The organism is Acinetobacter sp. 797_lipA (genome assembly GCF_058243025.1).
Genome location: NZ_JBZAYQ010000001.1, coordinates 3,149,136 through 3,168,613, shown reverse-complemented (window position 1 = coordinate 3,168,613; position 19,478 = coordinate 3,149,136). Strand labels below are relative to the sequence as shown.

The window sequence follows — 19,478 nt, the reverse complement described above, 5'->3', positions numbered from 1 at the left end:
CGGAGAAAAAAATTGAAAGACTTGCTCGATATCATGCGCAAAAAGACGGATTCAGATGGTCATGCTCCAGTTGAGTTTGATCGCATCCGTATTGGTCTTGCGTCACCAGAAATGATTAAGTCATGGTCTCATGGTGAAGTTAAAAAGCCTGAAACCATTAACTATCGTACGTTCAAACCAGAACGTGATGGTTTATTCTGTGCCAAAATTTTTGGTCCAGTCAAAGATTACGAATGCTTGTGTGGTAAATACAAGCGTATGAAATACAAAGGCGTCATTTGTGAAAAATGTGGCGTTGAAGTAACAACTGCGAAAGTTCGTCGTGAGCGTATGGGTCACATCGAGCTGGCGTCTCCAGTTGCACATATTTGGTTCTTAAAATCACTTCCGAGCCGTATCGGTCTATTATTAGACATGACTTTACGTGATATCGAACGTGTATTGTATTTCGAATCTTACGTAGTAACTGACCCAGGTATGACTCCATTTGAGAAATACCAACTTCTTAATGATGAAGAATACTTCAACGCTTTAGAAGAACACGGTGATGAATTCACTGCGAAAATGGGTGCAGAAGCTGTTCAAGACTTGTTAAAAGACATCGATCTTGAAAACGAAATTTCACGTTTACGTGAAGAAATTCCAAACACAACGTCTGAGACGAAGCTTAAAAAAGCGTCTAAGCGTTTGAAGTTGATGGAAGCGTTTAAAGAGTCGAACAACAAGCCAGAATGGATGGTGATGAATGTACTTCCAGTACTTCCACCAGATCTTCGTCCGTTAGTACCACTTGAAGGTGGTCGTTTCGCGACTTCTGATTTGAACGACCTTTACCGTCGTGTGATCAACCGTAACAACCGTTTAAAGCGTCTTCTTGACCTTGCAGCGCCAGACATTATCGTACGTAACGAAAAACGTATGTTACAAGAGTCTGTAGATGCATTGTTAGACAACGGTCGTCGTGGTCGTGCAATCACGGGTTCGAACAAGCGTCCATTGAAATCTTTGGCTGACATGATCAAAGGTAAGCAAGGTCGTTTCCGTCAAAACTTACTTGGTAAGCGTGTTGACTATTCGGGTCGTTCGGTAATTACTGTAGGTCCTACTTTACGTCTGCACCAATGTGGTCTTCCGAAGAAAATGGCACTTGAATTATTCAAGCCATTCATTTTCGCGAAACTACAAGCATCTGGCCAAGCAACCACCATTAAAGCTGCGAAGAAAATGGTTGAGCGCGAAACTCCAGAAGTTTGGGACGTTCTTGCTCACGTGATTCGTCAACACCCAGTGATGTTGAACCGTGCGCCTACACTTCACCGTTTGGGTCTTCAAGCATTTGAACCGATCCTGATTGAAGGTAAAGCGATCCGTCTTCACCCACTCGTTTGTGCTGCGTTTAACGCCGACTTCGACGGTGACCAAATGGCGGTACACGTACCATTAACACTTGAAGCGCAGTTAGAAGCGCGTGCGTTAATGATGTCGACCAACAACATTTTGTCTCCAGCGAACGGTGAGCCAATCATCGTACCGTCTCAGGACGTTGTCTTAGGCTTGTATTACATCACTCGTGATGCGATCAATGCCAAAGGTGAAGGCATGGTGTTTGCAGATACTCACGAAGTTAACCGTGCACTTGCAACAGGTCAGGTAAATTTACACGCTCGCGTAAAAGCACGTGTACACCAGACTGTGATTGATGAAAATGGTAACCGTGAACAGCAAACCATTGTTGTGGATACCACACCAGGTCGCTGCTTACTTTGGGAAGTTGTGCCAGAAGGTATGGATTTCCAACAAATCAACGTTGAGATGACCAAGAAAAACATCTCTAAGTTGATTAACTCTTGCTACCGTAAATTAGGTCTTAAAGATACCGTGATCTTTGCGGACCAATTGATGTACTTGGGCTTCCGTCAAGCGACACGTTCAGGCGTATCGGTAGGTATGGAAGACATGGTGATTCCACCTGCGAAATACTCAATTATTGAAAAAGCGGAAGTTGAAGTTCGTGAAATTGAGCAACAGTTCGAACAAGGTTTCGTAACTGCGGGCGAACGTTACAACAAAGTTGTCGATATTTGGGCACGTACCAACGACCAAGTAGCGAAAGCGATGATGGACAACTTGTCTTTTACCACTGTTAAAAACAAACAGGGTGAAGATGAGAAGCAAAAATCATTCAACTCAATCTATATGATGTCTGACTCAGGTGCCCGTGGTTCGGCAGCTCAGATTCGTCAGTTAGCGGGTATGCGTGGTTTGATGGCGAAACCAGATGGTTCGATCATTGAAACTCCAATTAAAGCGAACTTCCGTGAAGGTTTGACCGTACTTCAGTACTTCATTTCAACACACGGTGCACGTAAAGGTTTGGCCGATACAGCACTGAAAACAGCAAACTCTGGTTACTTGACACGTCGTCTTGTAGACGTAGCGCAAGACTTGGTCATTACTGAGCCTGACTGTGGTACTTTGGGCGGTCTTGTAATGACACCGTTCATTCAAGGCGGTGACGTGATCGAGAACTTAGGTACTCGAGTACTGGGCCGTGTTGTTGCTGAAGATGTGAAGAAAGCAGGTTCTGACGACGTTATCCTGCCACGTAATACTTTGATTGATGAGAAACTTGCAAACTTCCTAGAAGAGCAAGGTGTCGATGAAGTTAAAGTACGTTCAGTGGTTGCGTGTGAATCAACATTCGGTGTATGTGCGAAATGTTATGGTCGTGACCTTGCACGTGGTCATCAGGTGAACCCTGGTGAGTCTGTGGGTGTTATGGCTGCGCAATCGATTGGTGAGCCGGGTACACAGTTAACAATGCGTACCTTCCACGTAGGTGGTGCTGCAAGCCGAACGTCTGCTGCAAACAGCGTACAAGTACGTAACAAAGGTACTGTACGTTTCCACAATGTGAAAACAGTACAACATGCCAAAGGACACTTGGTATCGACTTCTCGTTCAGGCGAAATCGGTATTGCGGATGATTTAGGTCGTGAGCGTGAGCGTTATAAACTGCCATATGGTGCGTCTATCTTGTTGAAAGATGGCGAAGCTGTAGAAGCTGGCGGTATCGTGGCGACTTGGGATCCGCACACACACCCACTTGTAACAGAAGTTGCAGGTAAAGTACGTTTCAGCCAAATCGCTGATGGCGTCACTGTTACCTCGAAAACTGATGATGCAACAGGTATGACGACGATTGAAATCTTACCTGTGACTGCACGTCCTGCGTCTGGTAAAGATTTACGTCCTGCGGTTGTTCTTGATACGACGGATGGTGGTGAGCAGTTCTACTTCCTACCACAAAACACGATTCTTTCTGTCCGTGATGGTGAAACAATTGGTGTGGGTGACGTTATTGGTCGTGTACCTCAGGAAACTTCACGTACGCGTGACATTACCGGTGGTCTACCGCGTGTAGCTGACTTGTTCGAAGCACGTAAACCGAAAGAGCATGCAATTCTTGCTGAAATTTCAGGTGTTGTGAGCTTTGGTAAAGAGACTAAAGGTAAGAACCGTTTAGTAATTACTCCAGATGATGGTTCTGAGATTTACGAAGAACTGATTCCAAAATGGCGTACCATGAACGTGTTCGAAGGCGAACATGTGAACCGTGGTGAGACTGTTTCTGACGGTCCACAGAACCCACATGACATCTTACGCTTGAAAGGCGAAGTTGCGCTGACCAACTACATCGTGAACGAAGTTCAAGACGTATACCGTCTGCAAGGTGTAAAAATCAACGACAAGCACATTGAAGTGATCGTACGTCAAATGTTGCGTAAAGTTGATATCACTGATGGCGGTGATACAAGCTTCATCAAAGGCGAGCAAGTGGATTACATCCGCGTGATGCAAGAGAACCAAGCTGTTCTTGCGCAAAACAAGTTCCCAGCGAAGTTTGAACGTCAATTGATGGGTATTACCAAAGCGTCGCTTTCTACTGACTCGTTCATCTCTGCTGCATCGTTCCAGGAAACCACTCGTGTGTTGACTGAAGCGGCTGTAACAGGTAAAGAAGATGATTTACGTGGCTTGAAAGAGAACGTAGTTGTAGGTCGTTTGATTCCTGCAGGTACTGGTCTTGCGTATCATTTAGAGCGTCGTCGTCAAGAAGCTGAAGCTGCAGAGCATGAGCTTGTAAATGACTTCTCTGATGTGGATCAAGCATTAAGCCAAGCATTTAGCGATGAGTTTAACGGTCTGTAATTAGCCCTTTAAATGCATGAAAAAGCCACCTTCGGGTGGCTTTTTTTTTGTCCTTTTGTTACAGAAGCGGTTTTAAGCTTTTATAAATTTCACATTTTTCCTATAGTAAAAATATAAGTATACAAATCTCCTTACTTCATTAACGATTAAAAAATAGAGGTGATTACACATGAAATTGACATCAAAACTATTGGGCTTAAGCATCTTCGCATTTGTGAGCCAAACGATGGCAGCACCGATGCCAAATACCATCACCGTGGAGGATAAAGCGGTTGTACCGATTGTCAAAACACAGATTATTCGCAGTGTCGCGGGTCAAGAGCCTGTGCGAACGACCGAAGCGACTATTTTTGAAGTGAAAAATGGTGGTAAAGATATCGTGGCGCGTGAAGTGGTTCTCGAAGAAAATGCCAGCCAATTTTCAGATAAAAAAATGTCTGCACCGATTGTGCAAAAAGGTAGCGTGATTGTTCCGACATCCAAAGTTGAAGTGAAATCGACCTTGAGTCAAGGTGGTGTCGTCCTTGCAGAAGGTAAGCAAGTTGACGCACAAGGGGTTGAGTTTAAGAAAGGGCAGCAACCTGTACGTAAGGAGCTGACACTGGATCAAGTGAAAGACCCGAACAGTAAAGAAAGTGTGACGCGTGCGGTGTTCCAAGAAAATGGCACCACCACCAAAGATGTGGTTGTGGTGAAAGAGCCTGAATAAGCTTGAGTTGAATACAGTATGAGGTCCTCTAAGGAGGGCTTCTTGCTTACAAATTTTCAGCAATAGCACCTGTAACCGTAACATTTTACGGGTTTTAAGTTCATACTGATCTTTTATGCTGTAAGAAATAGCCAATAAGGACAAATCTCATGAAAAAGTATATGAGCATTATTGCAGTGGCATCTCTTTCGACGATGCTGTTGGCAGGTTGTGAAAATATGAGCGCTTCTGAGCAACGTATTGGGACAGCGGCTTTAGGCGGTGCAGTAGGTGGTGCTGCGGGGAATAGCCTCGGTGGCGGTGTTGGTGCAGCCGTTGGTGGTGGTGCTGGTGCGGCTGTGGGCAGTAAAGCCCAAGGTGGATCAAACCGTAATGCAACCTACAGTGGTGTTGGCGGTGCGATTGGTTCAGCAGTGGGTAAAAGCGTGTTTGGTGGTAATACTGGCGCTGCTATTGGTGGTGCCATCGGCGGTGGCGCAGGCGCAGCAATTGAAGAACGTAAATAATGTCTTAAGTTCAAATTTCCAAAAAAAGCACTTCATGGAAGTGCTTTTTTTATAGCTGTGCCGGTTTAGGTTTTTTACGACGGATATATAAAGTCTTTTCCACTTCTGCAATTCGAATGCCAGCTTCATCATAAATATTTAAGGTATAAATACGATGTACGGGGGCATAGTTGTCGGCCAGTTGTTTCACGGTCGCGATTTCTTGGGCATCGAGGTGAAAGTCTGCATAGACTGTACTGCGACCTGGGCTGAGAAATTGGATAGAGGCTGCTTTGTCCCAAACAATATATTTATTGCCTAAGTGGTGCATCAGCAGGGTCATATAAAAAGGGTCGACCATTGCATATAAACTCCCGCCAAAATGTACGCCCACAATATTTCGATTTTGTCGAGTGAGGGGCATTTTGACACGAATATGGTAGTGTTTAAGGTCAAACTTTTCAATTTGAATCCCTGCACCTTTAAAGGGGGCAAAATGATTGAGAAAGTATTTCGCGACAATTGGCTGTGTCACAAGTTTTTTTAAAATGCTCATTTCGGTCAATGGTATCTGATGAACTTCTATCCATACTAGAGAAGATGAGATCAATTGGCATTGATCGTTTTGCCACTAAAGTATAAAAAACAGTCAATAACAATAAGGAGCTGAATATGGAGCAGCAAAGTTACTGGGTACAAACTACAGATCAGCAAAGACTCTATGTGAAAACATGGGGCAATGCGAACAATCCTGTGCTGGTCTTGGTGCATGGCTATCCAGATAATCAAGAGGTCTGGGAGCCTGTGATTGGGCATCTGGTGCAAGATTATTATATTGTGACCTATGACGTTCGCGGTGCAGGGATGTCGAGTGTGCCGCGTCGTACACGGGCCTATGCCTTGCCTCAGCTATCGCTAGATTTGGAAAGTGTGGTGAATAGTGTGATCCCACAGCGTAGCTTTCATCTGGTTGCGCATGACTGGGGGTCGATTCAGTCATGGGAATCTGCGACTGAGCCAAAATTTAGAGAGCGTATGCTGTCATTTACCACCATTTCAGGCCCATGTTTAGACCATGCCGCATTTTGGATGCGTGAAAAGTTCACACAACACAAGCCTCAATTTTTTAAGCAGTTAACGAAGTCTTGGTACATTGCGGCCTTTCAGTTGCCTTTTTTAGCACCAACCGTATGGCAGTTTTTTAGTCCTGAGCATTGGGGCAAAGTTTTATCGCGTTTAGAAGGACGCTCAGACTTACCGCTGAATCATCACATTGCTGCCGATGGTAAACACGGAGTTGCGCTCTACCGAGCTAACTTTATTCCACGCCTGGCGAAACCTCGGGAACGCTTTGCAATTTGTCCCGTACAGGCGATTGTGTTGGAGCAAGATCAGTTTGTGAGCCCAGCTTTGATCGATGAAATGCCGAAGTGGGTCGAGGATTTTCAACGGGTGAATGTAAATGCCAACCACTGGGCAATCTTGAGCCAGCCTGAGGTAATTGCTAAAGAAATCAAAAGGTTTGTTCAAAACTGGCGTTGTGTTAAAGCCAGCTGAAATGATCTGTGAAAGAGAAAGGCGCTAGCGACCTGTAAGGGCAGAATTTTTTGGTTATTTTCTGATAAAATGCGCCTTTCTTCCAAGTCACTCTTTTCACTATGTTCGCAATTCTTGCCGCTATTGGGGTCATGTTTGGACTTTCATTAGCTCGTGTGCCTGTAGTATTTGCATTAATTATTGGTGCTGTCACAGGCGGTTTATTGGCTGGTTTAGGGCTACACGGTACCCTCGAAGCATTTAATAATGGGCTTGGGGGCGGCGCAAAAATTGCGTTGGCTTACGGGGTCTTAGGTGCATTTGCTTTGGCTTTGGCACGCTCAGGTTTACCTGACTTGTTGGCCTATAAGCTTATTAAAACATTGAAAGGTTCGAGCAATGAAAAGGCACAAAATCGGGTTAAATATCTGATTTTTATAACCGTCGCGTTAGCAGCCATTTGTTCACAAAACGTCATTCCTGTACATATTGCGTTTATTCCAGTCCTGATTCCTCCTTTATTAAGTGTGTTTAACCATCTTCAGTTAGACCGTCGACTAATTGCTTGTGTTCTAACCTTTGGCTTGGTTGCCACTTATATGCTGGTACCATTTGGATTTGGTGCGATTTTCCTGAATGACATCTTAGGTCAAAATATTAATACTTTCGGGCAACCCTACGGCTTTAAAATCAATTATGCCGATATCCCTTCAGCAATGGCCATTCCTGTTTTTGGCATGTTTATTGGTTTATTGGTTGCTGTATTCTTTAGTTACCGTAAGAAACGTGTATACGAAGAAGTACATGTGGAACCAGTGCAGCAAAGTATTTCTTCTGAACTTGATATCACGGGTGAGAAGTCTAAGCCTGAAATTTCAAAGTTTACGTTATCTATGGCTCTCATTGCGGTAGTTGCTACGCTTTGGGTACAAATTGCATCAGATTCCATGATTTTAGCTGGTCTGGTTGGTGTTGCGATTTTGAGCTGTGCAGGCATTTTTAAATGGAAAGAAGCAGATGATGTGATTATTAGCGGTATGCGAATGATGGCATTAGTTGGTTTCATTATGATTGCAGCACAAGGTTTTGCATCTGTTATTTCTGCGACCAATCAAGTGCCAGCATTGGTAGAAGCATCAGTGCAATGGATTGGTTCTAGCCAAGGACTCGCTGCATTTTGGATGCTATTGATTGGCTTACTGATTACTTTAGGAATCGGTTCTTCGTTCTCTACCATTCCAATTTTAGCAATTATTTATGTGCCTTTGTGTATCCAGTTTGGTTTCAGTCCAGCGTCAACCATTGCGATTATTGGTACGGCTGCGGCACTCGGTGATGCGGGTTCTCCAGCTTCTGACTCCACTTTGGGACCGACTTCGGGTTTGAATATGGATGGTCAGCATGATCACATGAAAGACAGTGTGATCCCGACCTTTATTCACTTTAATATTCCACTCATGATTTTCGGTTGGATTGCGGCCATGGTGTTGTAATTAAAAATCCAATGATTATAAAAAGGCGATTTTAAATCGCCTTTTTTATTATTTATTCAGATTAAAATAATCGGGTTTATAATGTTAATTCGGATTAAAAAGGTTGGAATTAAAATATATTTATTTTGATTCTTCGTTATTAATTTAAAACCAACAAAAACAGTATATTTAATATTTAAGTCAATTAAAAACAATTACTTAAAAATAGTATTTAAAATACATTATTATTATAATTGCATATTAATTACACTCTTGTTTATGATGAGTTAATGTTAATTTTTATATTAATTATTTTACAAACAGAGGTTGTTTGAAATGTTGAAGCAAATTGCTCTAATTACATTAATGGGTCTTTCTGCATCTGCTGCAATGGCAGGTCAATGGCAAATCAAAGTCGGTGGATCTGCAATTGCGCCAACGCAGGACACGAAAATTGCGAATGGTACATTAACGGTTGAAGCAGATAGCGAACTCGCGTTTACGCCATCGGTTGAATATTTCTTTAATGACAATATTTCTGCAGAGCTGCTATTGGCGACACCAATTAGCCATGACGTGACAGTAAATGGTAGCAATGCTGTAAAACTGAAGCATTTGCCGCCAACAGTGACTGCAAAATATAACTTTAAAAATTCAACAGGTTTCACGCCTTATATTGGTGTTGGTGCAACAGCATTTATTGCTTGGGATGAAGAAACTTCAGGTGTACTCTCAGGAACTAAAGTTAAAGTCAAAGATGACTACGGCTATGCTGCACAACTTGGTTTTAATTACCAACCTGCTGATGCGAAAAACTGGGGTGTGTTTGTCGATGTTCGTTATGCAGACTTAAACCCAAAAGTTGAAACTGTGGTTGAAAACTTCAAATTAGATATCGATCCAGTGATTTATACACTCGGTTATAGCTACAAATTTTAATAATCAAAAGTAGCTTTTTAAGAACCTCATCGATGATGGGGTTTTTTTATGCAAAGACTAAAGTTGAATAGTGGTCAACGTTGAAATAAATCACGATGATTCAGTATTAAAAGAAAATCATCTATAGAATGGATAGAAACAGAATAAGAGAGTGATAAAAATGAAATCTATGCTCGGGATCGGTTTAGTCTGTGGTTTGGCTTGGAGCATGCATGCTCAAGCAGCCAGTTTTAATTGTGATAAAGCGAAAACGACGACAGAACATGCGATTTGTGAGTATCGCCAAATCAATGACGCCGATGTGAAAATGGCCACCACTTATACCATTTTAAAACGCCTTGTTCCGATGGGGACGCGTGGCATGATTCAAGATGAGCAAGTGAAGTGGTTGAGTCTCCGTGACCGTTGTGGTGCTTCACAAAGTTGCCTTATGGATGTGTATAAAATGCGCCAGCAGCAGTTAGAGCTGAATTTAGATCGTATTTACCGTCAGGGCCCATTTTAAAAAAAAGCAAAAAAACTTGTGATTGCTATTGAAAAACGTATCGCTCACTCCAATTCATTAAGCATTCTCTATAAGACTTAATACATTAAGGAGCGATTGATGAGCGAGCAAAACGCACATAAACATAGTTTCCAAGCTGAAGTGGCTCAGCTATTACATTTAGTGACGCATTCACTGTATTCGAATCCTGACATTTTCCTACGTGAATTGATCTCAAATGCCTCCGATGCCTGCGATAAATTGCGTTTTGAAGGCATTAATCATCCTGAATATTATGAAAATGACCCAGACCTACATGTGCGCGTCAGCTTTGATGAAGCCAATCAAACACTGACCATTTCAGATAATGGGATTGGTTTAACTGAACAAGAAGCAATTGACCACTTAGGTACGATTGCTAAGTCTGGAACCAAGGACTTTATGTCTAAGCTCACAGGTGACCAGAAATCAGATGCACAACTGATTGGTCAGTTCGGTGTAGGTTTCTACTCGGGCTTTATTGTGGCTGACAAAATTACCGTAGAATCACGCCGTGCAGGTGTGGATGCTGATCAGGCTGTACGTTGGGTCAGTGCGGGCACGGGTGAGTTCGAAGTCGAGCAGATCCACAAAGACAGCCGTGGTACCGATATTATTCTACATTTGCGTGAAGATGCGTTGGACTATTTACAGTCGCATAAAGTGAAGCAAATTATCAATAAATACTCAGATCACATTAGTCTGCCGATTGAGATGCAAAAAGAAGTTTGGCAGCAAGAAGAAGCGGTCGAAGGTGAAGAACCAAAACCGGGTCAGTATGTGAAAACGGGTGAGTGGGAAGCCATTAACTCAGCCAGCGCCCTGTGGACACGTAATAAAAATGAAGTGACTGAAGAGCAGTATGTCGAGTTTTATAAGAATCTCAGCCATGACTTTGCAGCCCCACTGGCATGGGCGCATAACCGTGTTGAAGGCAGTACCGAATATACGCAGTTGTTGTATGTACCGAGTAAAGCTGCTGCGAATATCTTTACCCGTGAAGCCAAAGCCGGAATTAAGCTCTATGTAAAACGGGTCTTCATTATGGATGACGCGGATAACTTGATTCCAAACTATTTACGTTTTGTACAAGGGGTGGTCGATAGTGCCGATTTGCCACTGAATGTCAGTCGTGAGCTGTTACAAGAAAGCCGTGATGTGAAAACCATTCGTGAAGGGAATGCACGCCGTGTATTGACCATGCTGGATGCTTTAGCTAAATCGGAAGATGAAAAAGATCAAGAGAAGTTCACAACCTTCTACCGTGAATTTGGTTCAGTATTGAAAGAAGGTTTGGGCGAAGACTTGGGTAACCGTGAGCGTATTTTAAAACTTTTACGCTTCCCAACTTCAAACAATGATGCGGTGAGCACTTCTTTGCAGGACTATAAAGCGCGTATGCCTGAGGGGCAAAAAGCGATTTACTATGTGACTGCAGACAGTCTCAATGCTGCGAAGAACTCGCCACAACTTGAGCTGTTTAAGAAAAAAGGAATTGAAGTCTTACTCATGGCAGACCGTGTCGATGAATGGGCAATGGAATTTGTACATGAGTTTGATGGCACACCAATGCAAAACGTGGCCAAAGGTGCAGTCGACTTAGGTGATTTACAAGATGCCGAAGAGAAGAAAGCACTTGAGGCAGCCGCAGAGCAGTTTAAACCTGTGGTTGAAAAACTGTCTGACTCATTGAAAGCCAAGACCAAAGAAGTACGTGTGACCACACGTTTGGTGGATTCACCTGCATGCTTGGTGACAGGTGAGGGAGAGCTTTCTCCACAACTGATTCGTATGCTGCAACAAGCGGGTCAGGCCGTACCTGAAAGCAAGCCAATTTTGGAAATTAACCCAGAGCATCCATTGGTGAGAAAATTAGAAAATTCGGCACAGTTTGATGACTTGGCTAATGTAATTTTTGACCAAGCGGTGATTGCTGAAGGCGGCTTACCTGATGATCCTGCCGAATATATCAAACGGATTAACAGCTTATTGCTTCAATAAACCATTATATGTTTAAAGAAAGCCTATCGTTAAGATAGGCTTTTTTTTATGTCAATGAGTTGGATCAAGCACCTTAAAAACTGTCGAATGTATTGATTAACTCGGTGGAAAAGAAGTTGATGTGGATATCCGTGGATAAGTGAGAACTTATCCACAGTTCAGCTTAAATATCCACCATGCCATTAAAATAAAGCCTCAAAACGCACCAAGGCACTGACGTAATGGCTGCGGTCTTCACGGTGATCATTAAAATAATTTAAGTCACCTTGGATATAAAACCACTCCCTTAAGAACGGTTGACGCCACGAGACAAAAGGTCCCCAACGGTTCAAACGCAAGTCGTCGTTGTTGTAGAAACCACCAGTGTAAATGCCGTAATTAAAACGATTGCCATGAAAGAATTGGTGTTGTCTAAAGCTATAGTTATCCCAGAGCAGATCATCATCTTGATCGTCTGCATAGGTCAGGCTGAACTGATTGGATAAAAAGGCTTGATTGGGGCGTGCATGGGTTAGCTCTAGGTTAGTACGTAAATAATTTTCACTGTCGATACCATAACGATAAATCTGTTCAGCATAAGCGCGAAAATCATTGTCGAGTTTCCATTCTCTCGATAACTCGATCCGCGCATAAATATCATCCCCTGAACGTACCCCTAGGTCGAAATCGGTTTCAAAAGGCAGACGATCTGACAGTTGCGACCATCTTAAAGCCAGTGAGCTATTGGCATCACGGGTTTGGCGGCGGTCAAATGTTTTATCGTTATTCGCACTGGGTGGATTTTCATTGGTAATCGCGACATTGTTTTGTAGTTCGTTATCTAAAGAATCATCCCCAAACACGACACTGAGTTTATGTTCTAAGGTTGGAAGCTTAACCCGGCCCCGAATCCGCGGTTTTACATCGTATTCATCATGTTTATTCCAACGGTTATCGACCAAGACCCGTAAGGTGGCTGTGGCCGGTTTTTTAGGATCAGTTTCACCAAACCAATTGTCCATTTTGGCGGCTGTTCGGTCTGCCCAGTTTCGAACTTCTTTTTGCTGGCGGTCGACCCATGTGCGTTCTTCAGTGAGATCAGTCGTGGGCACAATCAGCTCGTCCGATTCTTCAGGTAGAACGGTTGGAAGTGAGTCAATCCACTGTGGAATTTGATATAAAAGTCCACTACCTTTGGGGGGCGATGCGATTTTGTCAATTTCAGCCACGTCGTGAGGTGGCACAAAATGTTGTGTGATGTTGGTATTGCTTTCCGCCCAAGCCACGTTGACGTATGTACCTAAACTTAGGCAGAAAAATAAAGAGATGGATCCCACATGTTGAGTTCTTAGCATGCTTTCGTACTTTATTGTTCTTCGATGTTTTAGTGTTGTAAATTTCACATAAGAACACAAGTAGAAAATACAAAACTCTACAACTCGCTGCCCAGTTGTTTTTGAATAGAATCAAATAATTGAAACACAGTGATAGGTTCAGGCAAAGTAGAAATCGTATTTTGAATCAGTTGCCAACTGATGCCGTGCTGTCGGTCTAAGACCAAGCACGGATACGCGATCTCGGTACGTGAGAGTTCAACCCGCTTCTGACCATGAATTACTCGAATTTTTTGTCGTTCTTTTAACACTAAAATGGGCGTATTTGCGTCAGCGGAGCTTTCTTCAAACTGGATGAATTTACGGCTATTGAGTAGATCGGCCAGAATAAATGGATGATAGTCTTCAATATGCCATACCAGTTTGGCCTGTTGGGTATACAGCTGAAAAATCGAAAATGCATCATGCATATGACTTTGTAGTTGGTCCCATACAATTTCGCGGATGGCTGCGACTTGATGCTGACAACTCTGGGCAAATTGTTGGCTCAGGCGAATGGCTTCCGTGGGACTGTCAGCACCGAATAGAGCCAAATACTTAATAAACTCTCCGTGCTGCTGGGTCTGTTCTGCCAAATAGATGGGATAGTCCAACCAGTGATCGAGTTGGTCGCTGTGGATCAGAAAATCGATATTTTGACCGATCTCGGTGTGCCCTGAAATGTCGAGGCCATAGAGCTTAGGATCTAAATTTGGTTGATGCAGCGTGCACAATTTCGCTTGATATTGCCCCAGATTAATCTGTGTGGGCAGTATGGGTTGCGCAGCAGTAGCTGATGCTTCTGAATTTTCTGTATGGCTATCCTGCAAAACAGGGCATGGTGCTGTCACCTCGCTTTCAAGTGGATCTTGCTGTTGAAATTCAGATGAAATGTCTGTATCTGGTTGTTCAGCCAAGATCGATCGCCTTTGGATAAAATCCTGAATGGCAAGCGTTGAAATAGACGCACTTGGCTTGAGGTCAAATCGAATGGGTGCAGCGGCCTCAATGATAAATTCTTCCTGAGGCGGACATAGCCCATCACTTAAAAGAGGCTGATTGCTGAGAATCAAATGATTTTCTGCTAATACTTCAGGTTGAAGATCTAAATCTTTTTGTACGATATCGACCTGATTTTCAGGTTCCTTATCTTGTTTGATACTTAGTTTAATAGGATTGATTGGGACGACATCTTCTACAGCGTCTTGTTTAAAAGACCTGAGTTTGGATTCTTCAATTTGAGTTGCATTTAGGTTGCTGCCGAATGTAGGTTGAATTTCCGTATTGAAATGAAGCGCTGCTTCAGCCTTAGATAAAAGCAGACTAGACTCAGGACTGACTTTGGGGAAGGAGGGCTCAGACTCTTGGGTTCGTTCAGCCGATGTATCATCTGTAGCAATGCTTAAAAGCTCAATACCCGTGAAAACAAAAGCATCGGTAACTACATTGTCCTGTGCATGCCCTATGTCAGTTTTTTTATGGGATATGGTTGTAACGGGCGGGATAAACTGGTCTCGTGCAACTTCTGCAACTTCTGCAACTTCTGCAACTTCTGCAACTTCTGCAACTTCTGCAACTTCTGCAACTTCTGCAACTTCTGCAACTTCTGCAACTTCTGCAACTTCTGCAACTTCTGCAACTTCTGCAACTTCTGCAACTTCTGCAACTTCTGCAACTTCTGCAACTTCTGCAACTTCTGCAACTTCTGCAACTTCTGCAACTTCTGCAACTTCTGCAACTTCTGCAACTTCTGCAACTTCTGCAACTTCTGTGGATGTTTCAGATGTCGCGAGAAAAGGTACGTTATCGGGTTGTTGAGCACTTTGTGCATGGCTCAAAAACCATTGGTAAGCATGCTCAAACTTTATGTGCCATGGGCTGCTATGCACTGTAGCTGGGGTGTTTTGAAAAACAATTTGCCAACCTAAACCTGATTTATATAAAAAACCCCATGCGAAAGCCGCCTGCTGTTTTAAGGCATCGGTTAAAGAAGATTCATATTGAAACAGTCCAATGTAGGCATGCTGGTAGGGGCTTTGCTTTATCCAGCGTTCAGCTGCAGCTTGAGGCTGAGTCAGCGCCTTATACGCTTCGAGTTGTTTTTGAAAAATGGGTTCATCACAGAGTGCAAAAATTTCACGAATACGTTTTTTCGAGCGCGCAATTTCAAAAAAAGACAGAGGTTGATGTTCCAAACCATCAATCAATTGATGCAGTTCTTTGATCAGCAGTGCTTTTTCGATTGCTTTCATGCGCTGAACTCTAAAGTTGTTTTTGTGCTTGTTCCAAGTAGCTTGCTAAAACCATATTGATGGCCAGTTCAAGTAATTTATATTCGGCAGAAGTCGGCTGCGTATACTGCTGTGCAAACGCAATCAATTGATCAAGGTCAATGGCTTGGGGTGTAATACGACCTTGGATGAGGGCTTGTAAATTTTGCATAGGCATGTGCTATTGAGTGCATTTAATTTATTGGTTTTGGAATTGGGTCTTCTTGTTTGATCATAATTAGAAAAGAGTAAATAGGCAAAAATTATTCTGCTCTCGATACGAGAAAAGGGTAGTGAAAAATGTAGATAATTTCGATTTCAGCACAGATTGAAGTAAATATTTTTGCCCTAAAGTGTTCATAGCTGAAATTTTTTGTCAGTTCTTTGCAACTTTGGGCAAAAAAATAGGCAATCGACATTGCCTATTTTTGACCAAGTCAGTGCAAATTACGCTTCTTGATGTGGTGCAGCCGCAGGAGCATCAGCCGTTGCCGTTTGAGTGTCTGCTGGTTTTTTTACAGGAAAATCTGGAACAAAAACAACTTGTGCAGAAACAGTTGCAGAAAGAGCCATTACAGCGACAGCCAAAGCATATTTAACAGCGTTCATGATATTTCCTCTGAAAAGGAGGTCTCACTAAGGAGACTGGGAGTTTTAAAAAGATAAATTTCGCATGAATAATATCAAAAAATGATCGATTTAAGCGCTGATTTAGACCAGTAAAAGATGAATGGTGAGTTCATTTATTGTTAAAAAACAACAAATTAGAATAAATACTCTAGGCTGGTATAGAGTTTTTACTCCAGCACTAAGCTGTTTAAATTTAAAGTGAAAATTTAGATTTTCAAGTTTGAAAGTAGGTCTTTTTTGTCTGAAATGAGACCTGAAAAAGGACGTGGAGTTACATGATTAGTTGTTTAAATATTCACCATTTTGAAGTCTTTAGGACTTACGCATTGACGGATTCAAAAAAGTATTAAAATACTTTATAAAGTATCTGTGATCAGACGAATTAAACATGCTTCTACAGCAACTTGTACATTACCCATTTATATGGGCTTTCTCATGACAGAACCGAACTCTATTAGCTGCACACAACTTGCCGAGACTTATAACATCTCGCATGATAGTGTAAATCGCTTTCTAGAACGTGAAGACTACACACCTCACGACCTATATCAAGAAGCAATTCAACATATTGATAATAATAAACTTATAGTCAGTATTGATGATACTGTTTTAGATAAACCCTATAGTCAACATATGGACTTGGTTAGCTATTTTTGGTCAGGCAAACACCACCGATCCGTCAAGGGTATTAATCTCATTACCTTGTATGCGACAGATCAGAATGGTCAAAATATTCCAATTAATTTCCGAATTTATGACAAATCTGAAAGTAAAACCAAGAATGATTACTTTATGGATATGTTAAGTGAAGTACTCAGTTGGGGTGCAAAGATTCAATTTATTACAGGTGATAGTTGGTATTCATCGACTGGAAATCTAAAAACCATAAGAAAATATGGTATTCGATTTATGTTTGGTATCGACTGTAACCGTAAGGTTTCCCCAGAAAAAGGACAATGGTTTCAACTGCGTTTATTGCCAAATTTCCATCAGGGTCAAGTGGTCTGGCTCAAAGATTTTGGCTTTGTACAATTATTTAAGACTCAGTTAAAAGAACAGCAGAGGTTTTATATTGTGCATCAAGATGAAGATGATTTATTGTCCTTTGAGGGTTTTCATGAATTACATTCAAGTCATTGGAAAATAGAGCAATATCACCGGGTGATTAAACAGGTTTGTCATATTGAAAAGTTTCAAGTAAGACGATCTAAACTGATTTTGAATCATATTTTTTCAGCCTTGATGGCCTACGTCGAGATACAAAAGAACCAGTTTGAGCGGATCTTTGAAAATGTATATCGTTGGCAGAAGAAATTATTTAGACCAGTTATCAAAAACTTCATTGATGACTTTATTCTCGATAAAAATCATCTGCTACCACAGAGAATCTATAAATAATAGTGCGTAAGTCCTAGTCTTTTGATTGTGCACACTGTGTAAGTTTTTGCTGTGGAATGTTTAAGTCATCTATTTTTGATTAAAAATTCACCTAAGATGAACAGGCAAAAACAACAATAGCTGAGGACAAACAGATGGCCATTGCAAAAGTGGTAGAAGTCAATTCAAGCAGTGCGAAAAGTTTTGAAGATGCGATTCAGACAGGGATCGCAAAAGTCACCGAGACGGTGAAGAATGTTCAAGGTGCTTGGATCAATGAACAAAAAGTGGTGATTAAGGACAACCAAATTGTAGAATATCGGGTCAATCTTAAAATTAGTTTTTTGGTCGATTAAACACAAGTCCATTTTTTTATAACCTATAAAAAATCCCCGCAGATCGGGGATTTTCTTATCTATGGATAGGGCTCAATTAAGCTCTGAACCCAGTATCCTTATGATTGTTTAGGTGTTTTACAAGACTCATCTGAACACTGTGCTGCATTATTTTCTTCTGTTGGCATTTGTGCTTTTTCAATGACTTGTAAAAAGACTTCACGTGGTTGTGCACCCGCTAAAGCCACACGCTGATCGAAAACAAAGAAAGGCACGCCTGTTACTTTCAGTTGTTCACGCGCCACTTCTTGGTCAAACTTCACGAAATCTGCGTATTCGTCAGAATCCAGCACATCATCTACTTCAACTGGATTTAAGCCAATACGAGAGGCCACATCTTCAATGGTTTCACGTTCACCAATCGGTAAGCCTTGCGTCATATAGCTAAAGAAAAAGGCTTCTTCAGCTTCATTGCCTAAACCATGGCTTTGAGCAAGGTGAATTATACGGTGTGCATTGAAACTGTTGCCTGAGTTGGCATTTTCCCAGTTAAACTCAATGCCTTCTTCCGCAGCCATTTTGGCAATATTACGTTGCATCTCTTCAACTTCAGCCACTGTGCGGCCATATTTTAGTGCGAGACGTTCTGAGTTCGAAATTTCTTGGCGTACTGGTGCATCTGGATCCAGTTCAAAACTGTGCCAGTGCACTTCCAATTCAACACCAGCCTGTTCAGCTGCCGCTTCTAAACGTTTTTTGCCAATATAACAAAAAGGACAAACAACATCTGACCAAATATCTACACGCATGGGATTTCTCAAAATAGTAAAAAGAGCAACTAAGGAAATGATGGGGATGAGTTATAAAATTTAAAGCAGGGCCATTAAAAAAAGCTGTTTCGCTATGGATTCAATCAGTTGAACCCTCTGGGCTTGACCGTTTATCTGACAACTACGCAGCATAAAGATCGAAAAATATACAATAGGGTGAAGGCGCTCAGTTTGAGCATGCCTTTTTATATCTCTTATCGTTTGGGATTGTTTTATGAAATTTTTAAATTCTCTTCCCGTTTTTTGTTACGCTCTTCTTTTTATGCCGACTTTGCTGCAAGCCAATGGTGAGATTGTGAGTCTACCGACTTTTAAAACTATGGCGGAATCAGAGCTACGTGCTGAAACGGGTGTGATTCCTTATCAACAGGATGAAAATATTCGTAAAGCCTTGCAGCACCGTATTGTTCAGTTGCAGGATGATGCACAGTCTTTTGTGGTCGATCCGACTATCACTCAAAACATCGATATTTTGCCCCCTGCGGTCACAGCAGATCTAAATTCTGTGCCACCTTTGTTACGTGAGCATGTCTTAAACATCGCCGCTGGTTTGCAGTCGTCTAATCCAACTGAAGGTTTGTATATCATGTTGCAGCCGTTTGGCATTGACCGTAATGCGACCAATGTACAAATTGCCCGTGAACAAATTTCGATTGGGCAGATTGATCGGAATTTTATGCAAGGGATTCAACAGAATAGTCAGCAACCGAGAATAGCTCCAGCGAAGTAATACTTCCTAATTCATTTATCGCCAGTACATTCCTCATCCACTTGGGGAGGGTACGGCCTTAGCATCCTCAAAGATCG

Annotated in this window: 17 protein-coding genes; 11 read left to right on the top strand and 6 right to left on the bottom strand. The window is 42.1% G+C overall.

Annotation, left to right across the window (positions count from 1 at the left end; genetic code table 11):
- Positions 1-12: 12 nt before the first annotated feature.
- From rpoC to AC4CU2_RS15650, 3 genes are all read left to right on the top strand, one after another.
- Complete coding sequence (rpoC, locus tag AC4CU2_RS15660) at positions 13-4,212, top strand: DNA-directed RNA polymerase subunit beta' (RefSeq protein WP_010325734.1); 4,200 nt, start codon at positions 13-15, stop codon at positions 4,210-4,212.
- Between the two features lie 169 nt (positions 4,213-4,381).
- On the top strand, positions 4,382-4,921 hold the full coding sequence (locus tag AC4CU2_RS15655; RefSeq protein ID WP_490769075.1) for a hypothetical protein: 540 nt from the start codon (positions 4,382-4,384) through the stop codon (positions 4,919-4,921).
- 149 nt (positions 4,922-5,070) lie between these two features.
- Positions 5,071-5,427 (top strand): DNA transfer protein p32, encoded by a 357-nt coding sequence (locus tag AC4CU2_RS15650; RefSeq protein WP_058868762.1) that lies wholly within the window; start codon positions 5,071-5,073, stop codon positions 5,425-5,427.
- Between the two features lie 49 nt (positions 5,428-5,476).
- On the opposite strand, the gene AC4CU2_RS15645 is transcribed toward AC4CU2_RS15650, so the two are convergent.
- Positions 5,477-5,962 (bottom strand): DUF4442 domain-containing protein, encoded by a 486-nt coding sequence (locus tag AC4CU2_RS15645; protein WP_004978660.1) that lies wholly within the window; start codon positions 5,960-5,962, stop codon positions 5,477-5,479.
- Positions 5,963-6,078: 116 nt separating this feature from the next.
- Between AC4CU2_RS15645 and AC4CU2_RS15640 the strand changes: the two genes are divergently transcribed.
- From AC4CU2_RS15640 to htpG, 5 genes are all read left to right on the top strand, one after another.
- Positions 6,079-6,963 carry an alpha/beta fold hydrolase gene (locus AC4CU2_RS15640; RefSeq protein ID WP_490769074.1) on the top strand — a complete coding sequence of 295 codons (885 nt, stop codon included), beginning with the start codon at positions 6,079-6,081 and terminating at the stop codon, positions 6,961-6,963.
- A 101-nt stretch (positions 6,964-7,064) separates the two neighbouring features.
- Entirely contained in the window at positions 7,065-8,435 is a 1,371-nt protein-coding gene (locus tag AC4CU2_RS15635; RefSeq protein ID WP_490769073.1) for a Na+/H+ antiporter family protein, read from the top strand.
- Between the two features lie 315 nt (positions 8,436-8,750).
- Positions 8,751-9,353, top strand: a complete 603-nt coding sequence (locus tag AC4CU2_RS15630; protein ID WP_490769072.1) for an OmpW/AlkL family protein — start codon at positions 8,751-8,753, stop codon at positions 9,351-9,353.
- Between the two features lie 160 nt (positions 9,354-9,513).
- Positions 9,514-9,858 (top strand): lysozyme inhibitor LprI family protein, encoded by a 345-nt coding sequence (locus tag AC4CU2_RS15625; protein ID WP_490769071.1) that lies wholly within the window; start codon positions 9,514-9,516, stop codon positions 9,856-9,858.
- 99 nt (positions 9,859-9,957) lie between these two features.
- Positions 9,958-11,877, top strand: a complete 1,920-nt coding sequence (htpG, locus tag AC4CU2_RS15620) for a molecular chaperone HtpG (protein WP_490769070.1) — start codon at positions 9,958-9,960, stop codon at positions 11,875-11,877.
- 182 nt (positions 11,878-12,059) lie between these two features.
- Here the strand turns inward: htpG and AC4CU2_RS15615 are convergent, their stop codons facing one another.
- The 4 genes from AC4CU2_RS15615 to AC4CU2_RS15600 form a co-directional block, all read right to left on the bottom strand.
- Positions 12,060-13,211 carry a hypothetical protein gene (locus AC4CU2_RS15615; protein WP_224467656.1) on the bottom strand — a complete coding sequence of 384 codons (1,152 nt, stop codon included), beginning with the start codon at positions 13,209-13,211 and terminating at the stop codon, positions 12,060-12,062.
- A 77-nt stretch (positions 13,212-13,288) separates the two neighbouring features.
- Positions 13,289-15,481, bottom strand: a complete 2,193-nt coding sequence (locus AC4CU2_RS15610; protein WP_490769069.1) for a hypothetical protein — start codon at positions 15,479-15,481, stop codon at positions 13,289-13,291.
- A gap of 10 nt (positions 15,482-15,491) precedes the next feature.
- Entirely contained in the window at positions 15,492-15,671 is a 180-nt protein-coding gene (locus AC4CU2_RS15605; RefSeq protein WP_017397192.1) for a hypothetical protein, read from the bottom strand.
- A gap of 275 nt (positions 15,672-15,946) precedes the next feature.
- Positions 15,947-16,108 (bottom strand): hypothetical protein, encoded by a 162-nt coding sequence (locus AC4CU2_RS15600; RefSeq protein WP_004692748.1) that lies wholly within the window; start codon positions 16,106-16,108, stop codon positions 15,947-15,949.
- 390 nt (positions 16,109-16,498) lie between these two features.
- Between AC4CU2_RS15600 and AC4CU2_RS15595 the strand changes: the two genes are divergently transcribed.
- Both AC4CU2_RS15595 and AC4CU2_RS15590 read left to right on the top strand, forming a co-directional pair.
- Complete coding sequence (locus AC4CU2_RS15595) at positions 16,499-17,527, top strand: IS701 family transposase (protein ID WP_007116247.1); 1,029 nt, start codon at positions 16,499-16,501, stop codon at positions 17,525-17,527.
- 134 nt (positions 17,528-17,661) lie between these two features.
- Positions 17,662-17,862 carry a dodecin family protein gene (locus tag AC4CU2_RS15590; RefSeq protein ID WP_004978694.1) on the top strand — a complete coding sequence of 67 codons (201 nt, stop codon included), beginning with the start codon at positions 17,662-17,664 and terminating at the stop codon, positions 17,860-17,862.
- A 98-nt stretch (positions 17,863-17,960) separates the two neighbouring features.
- Here AC4CU2_RS15590 and AC4CU2_RS15585 read toward each other — a convergent pair whose 3' ends face one another.
- Entirely contained in the window at positions 17,961-18,650 is a 690-nt protein-coding gene (locus AC4CU2_RS15585; RefSeq protein WP_490769068.1) for a DsbA family oxidoreductase, read from the bottom strand.
- Between the two features lie 235 nt (positions 18,651-18,885).
- On the opposite strand from AC4CU2_RS15585, the gene AC4CU2_RS15580 reads away from it, so the two are divergent.
- Entirely contained in the window at positions 18,886-19,401 is a 516-nt protein-coding gene (locus AC4CU2_RS15580) for a hypothetical protein (RefSeq protein ID WP_004978700.1), read from the top strand.
- Positions 19,402-19,478: the final 77 nt, after the last annotated feature.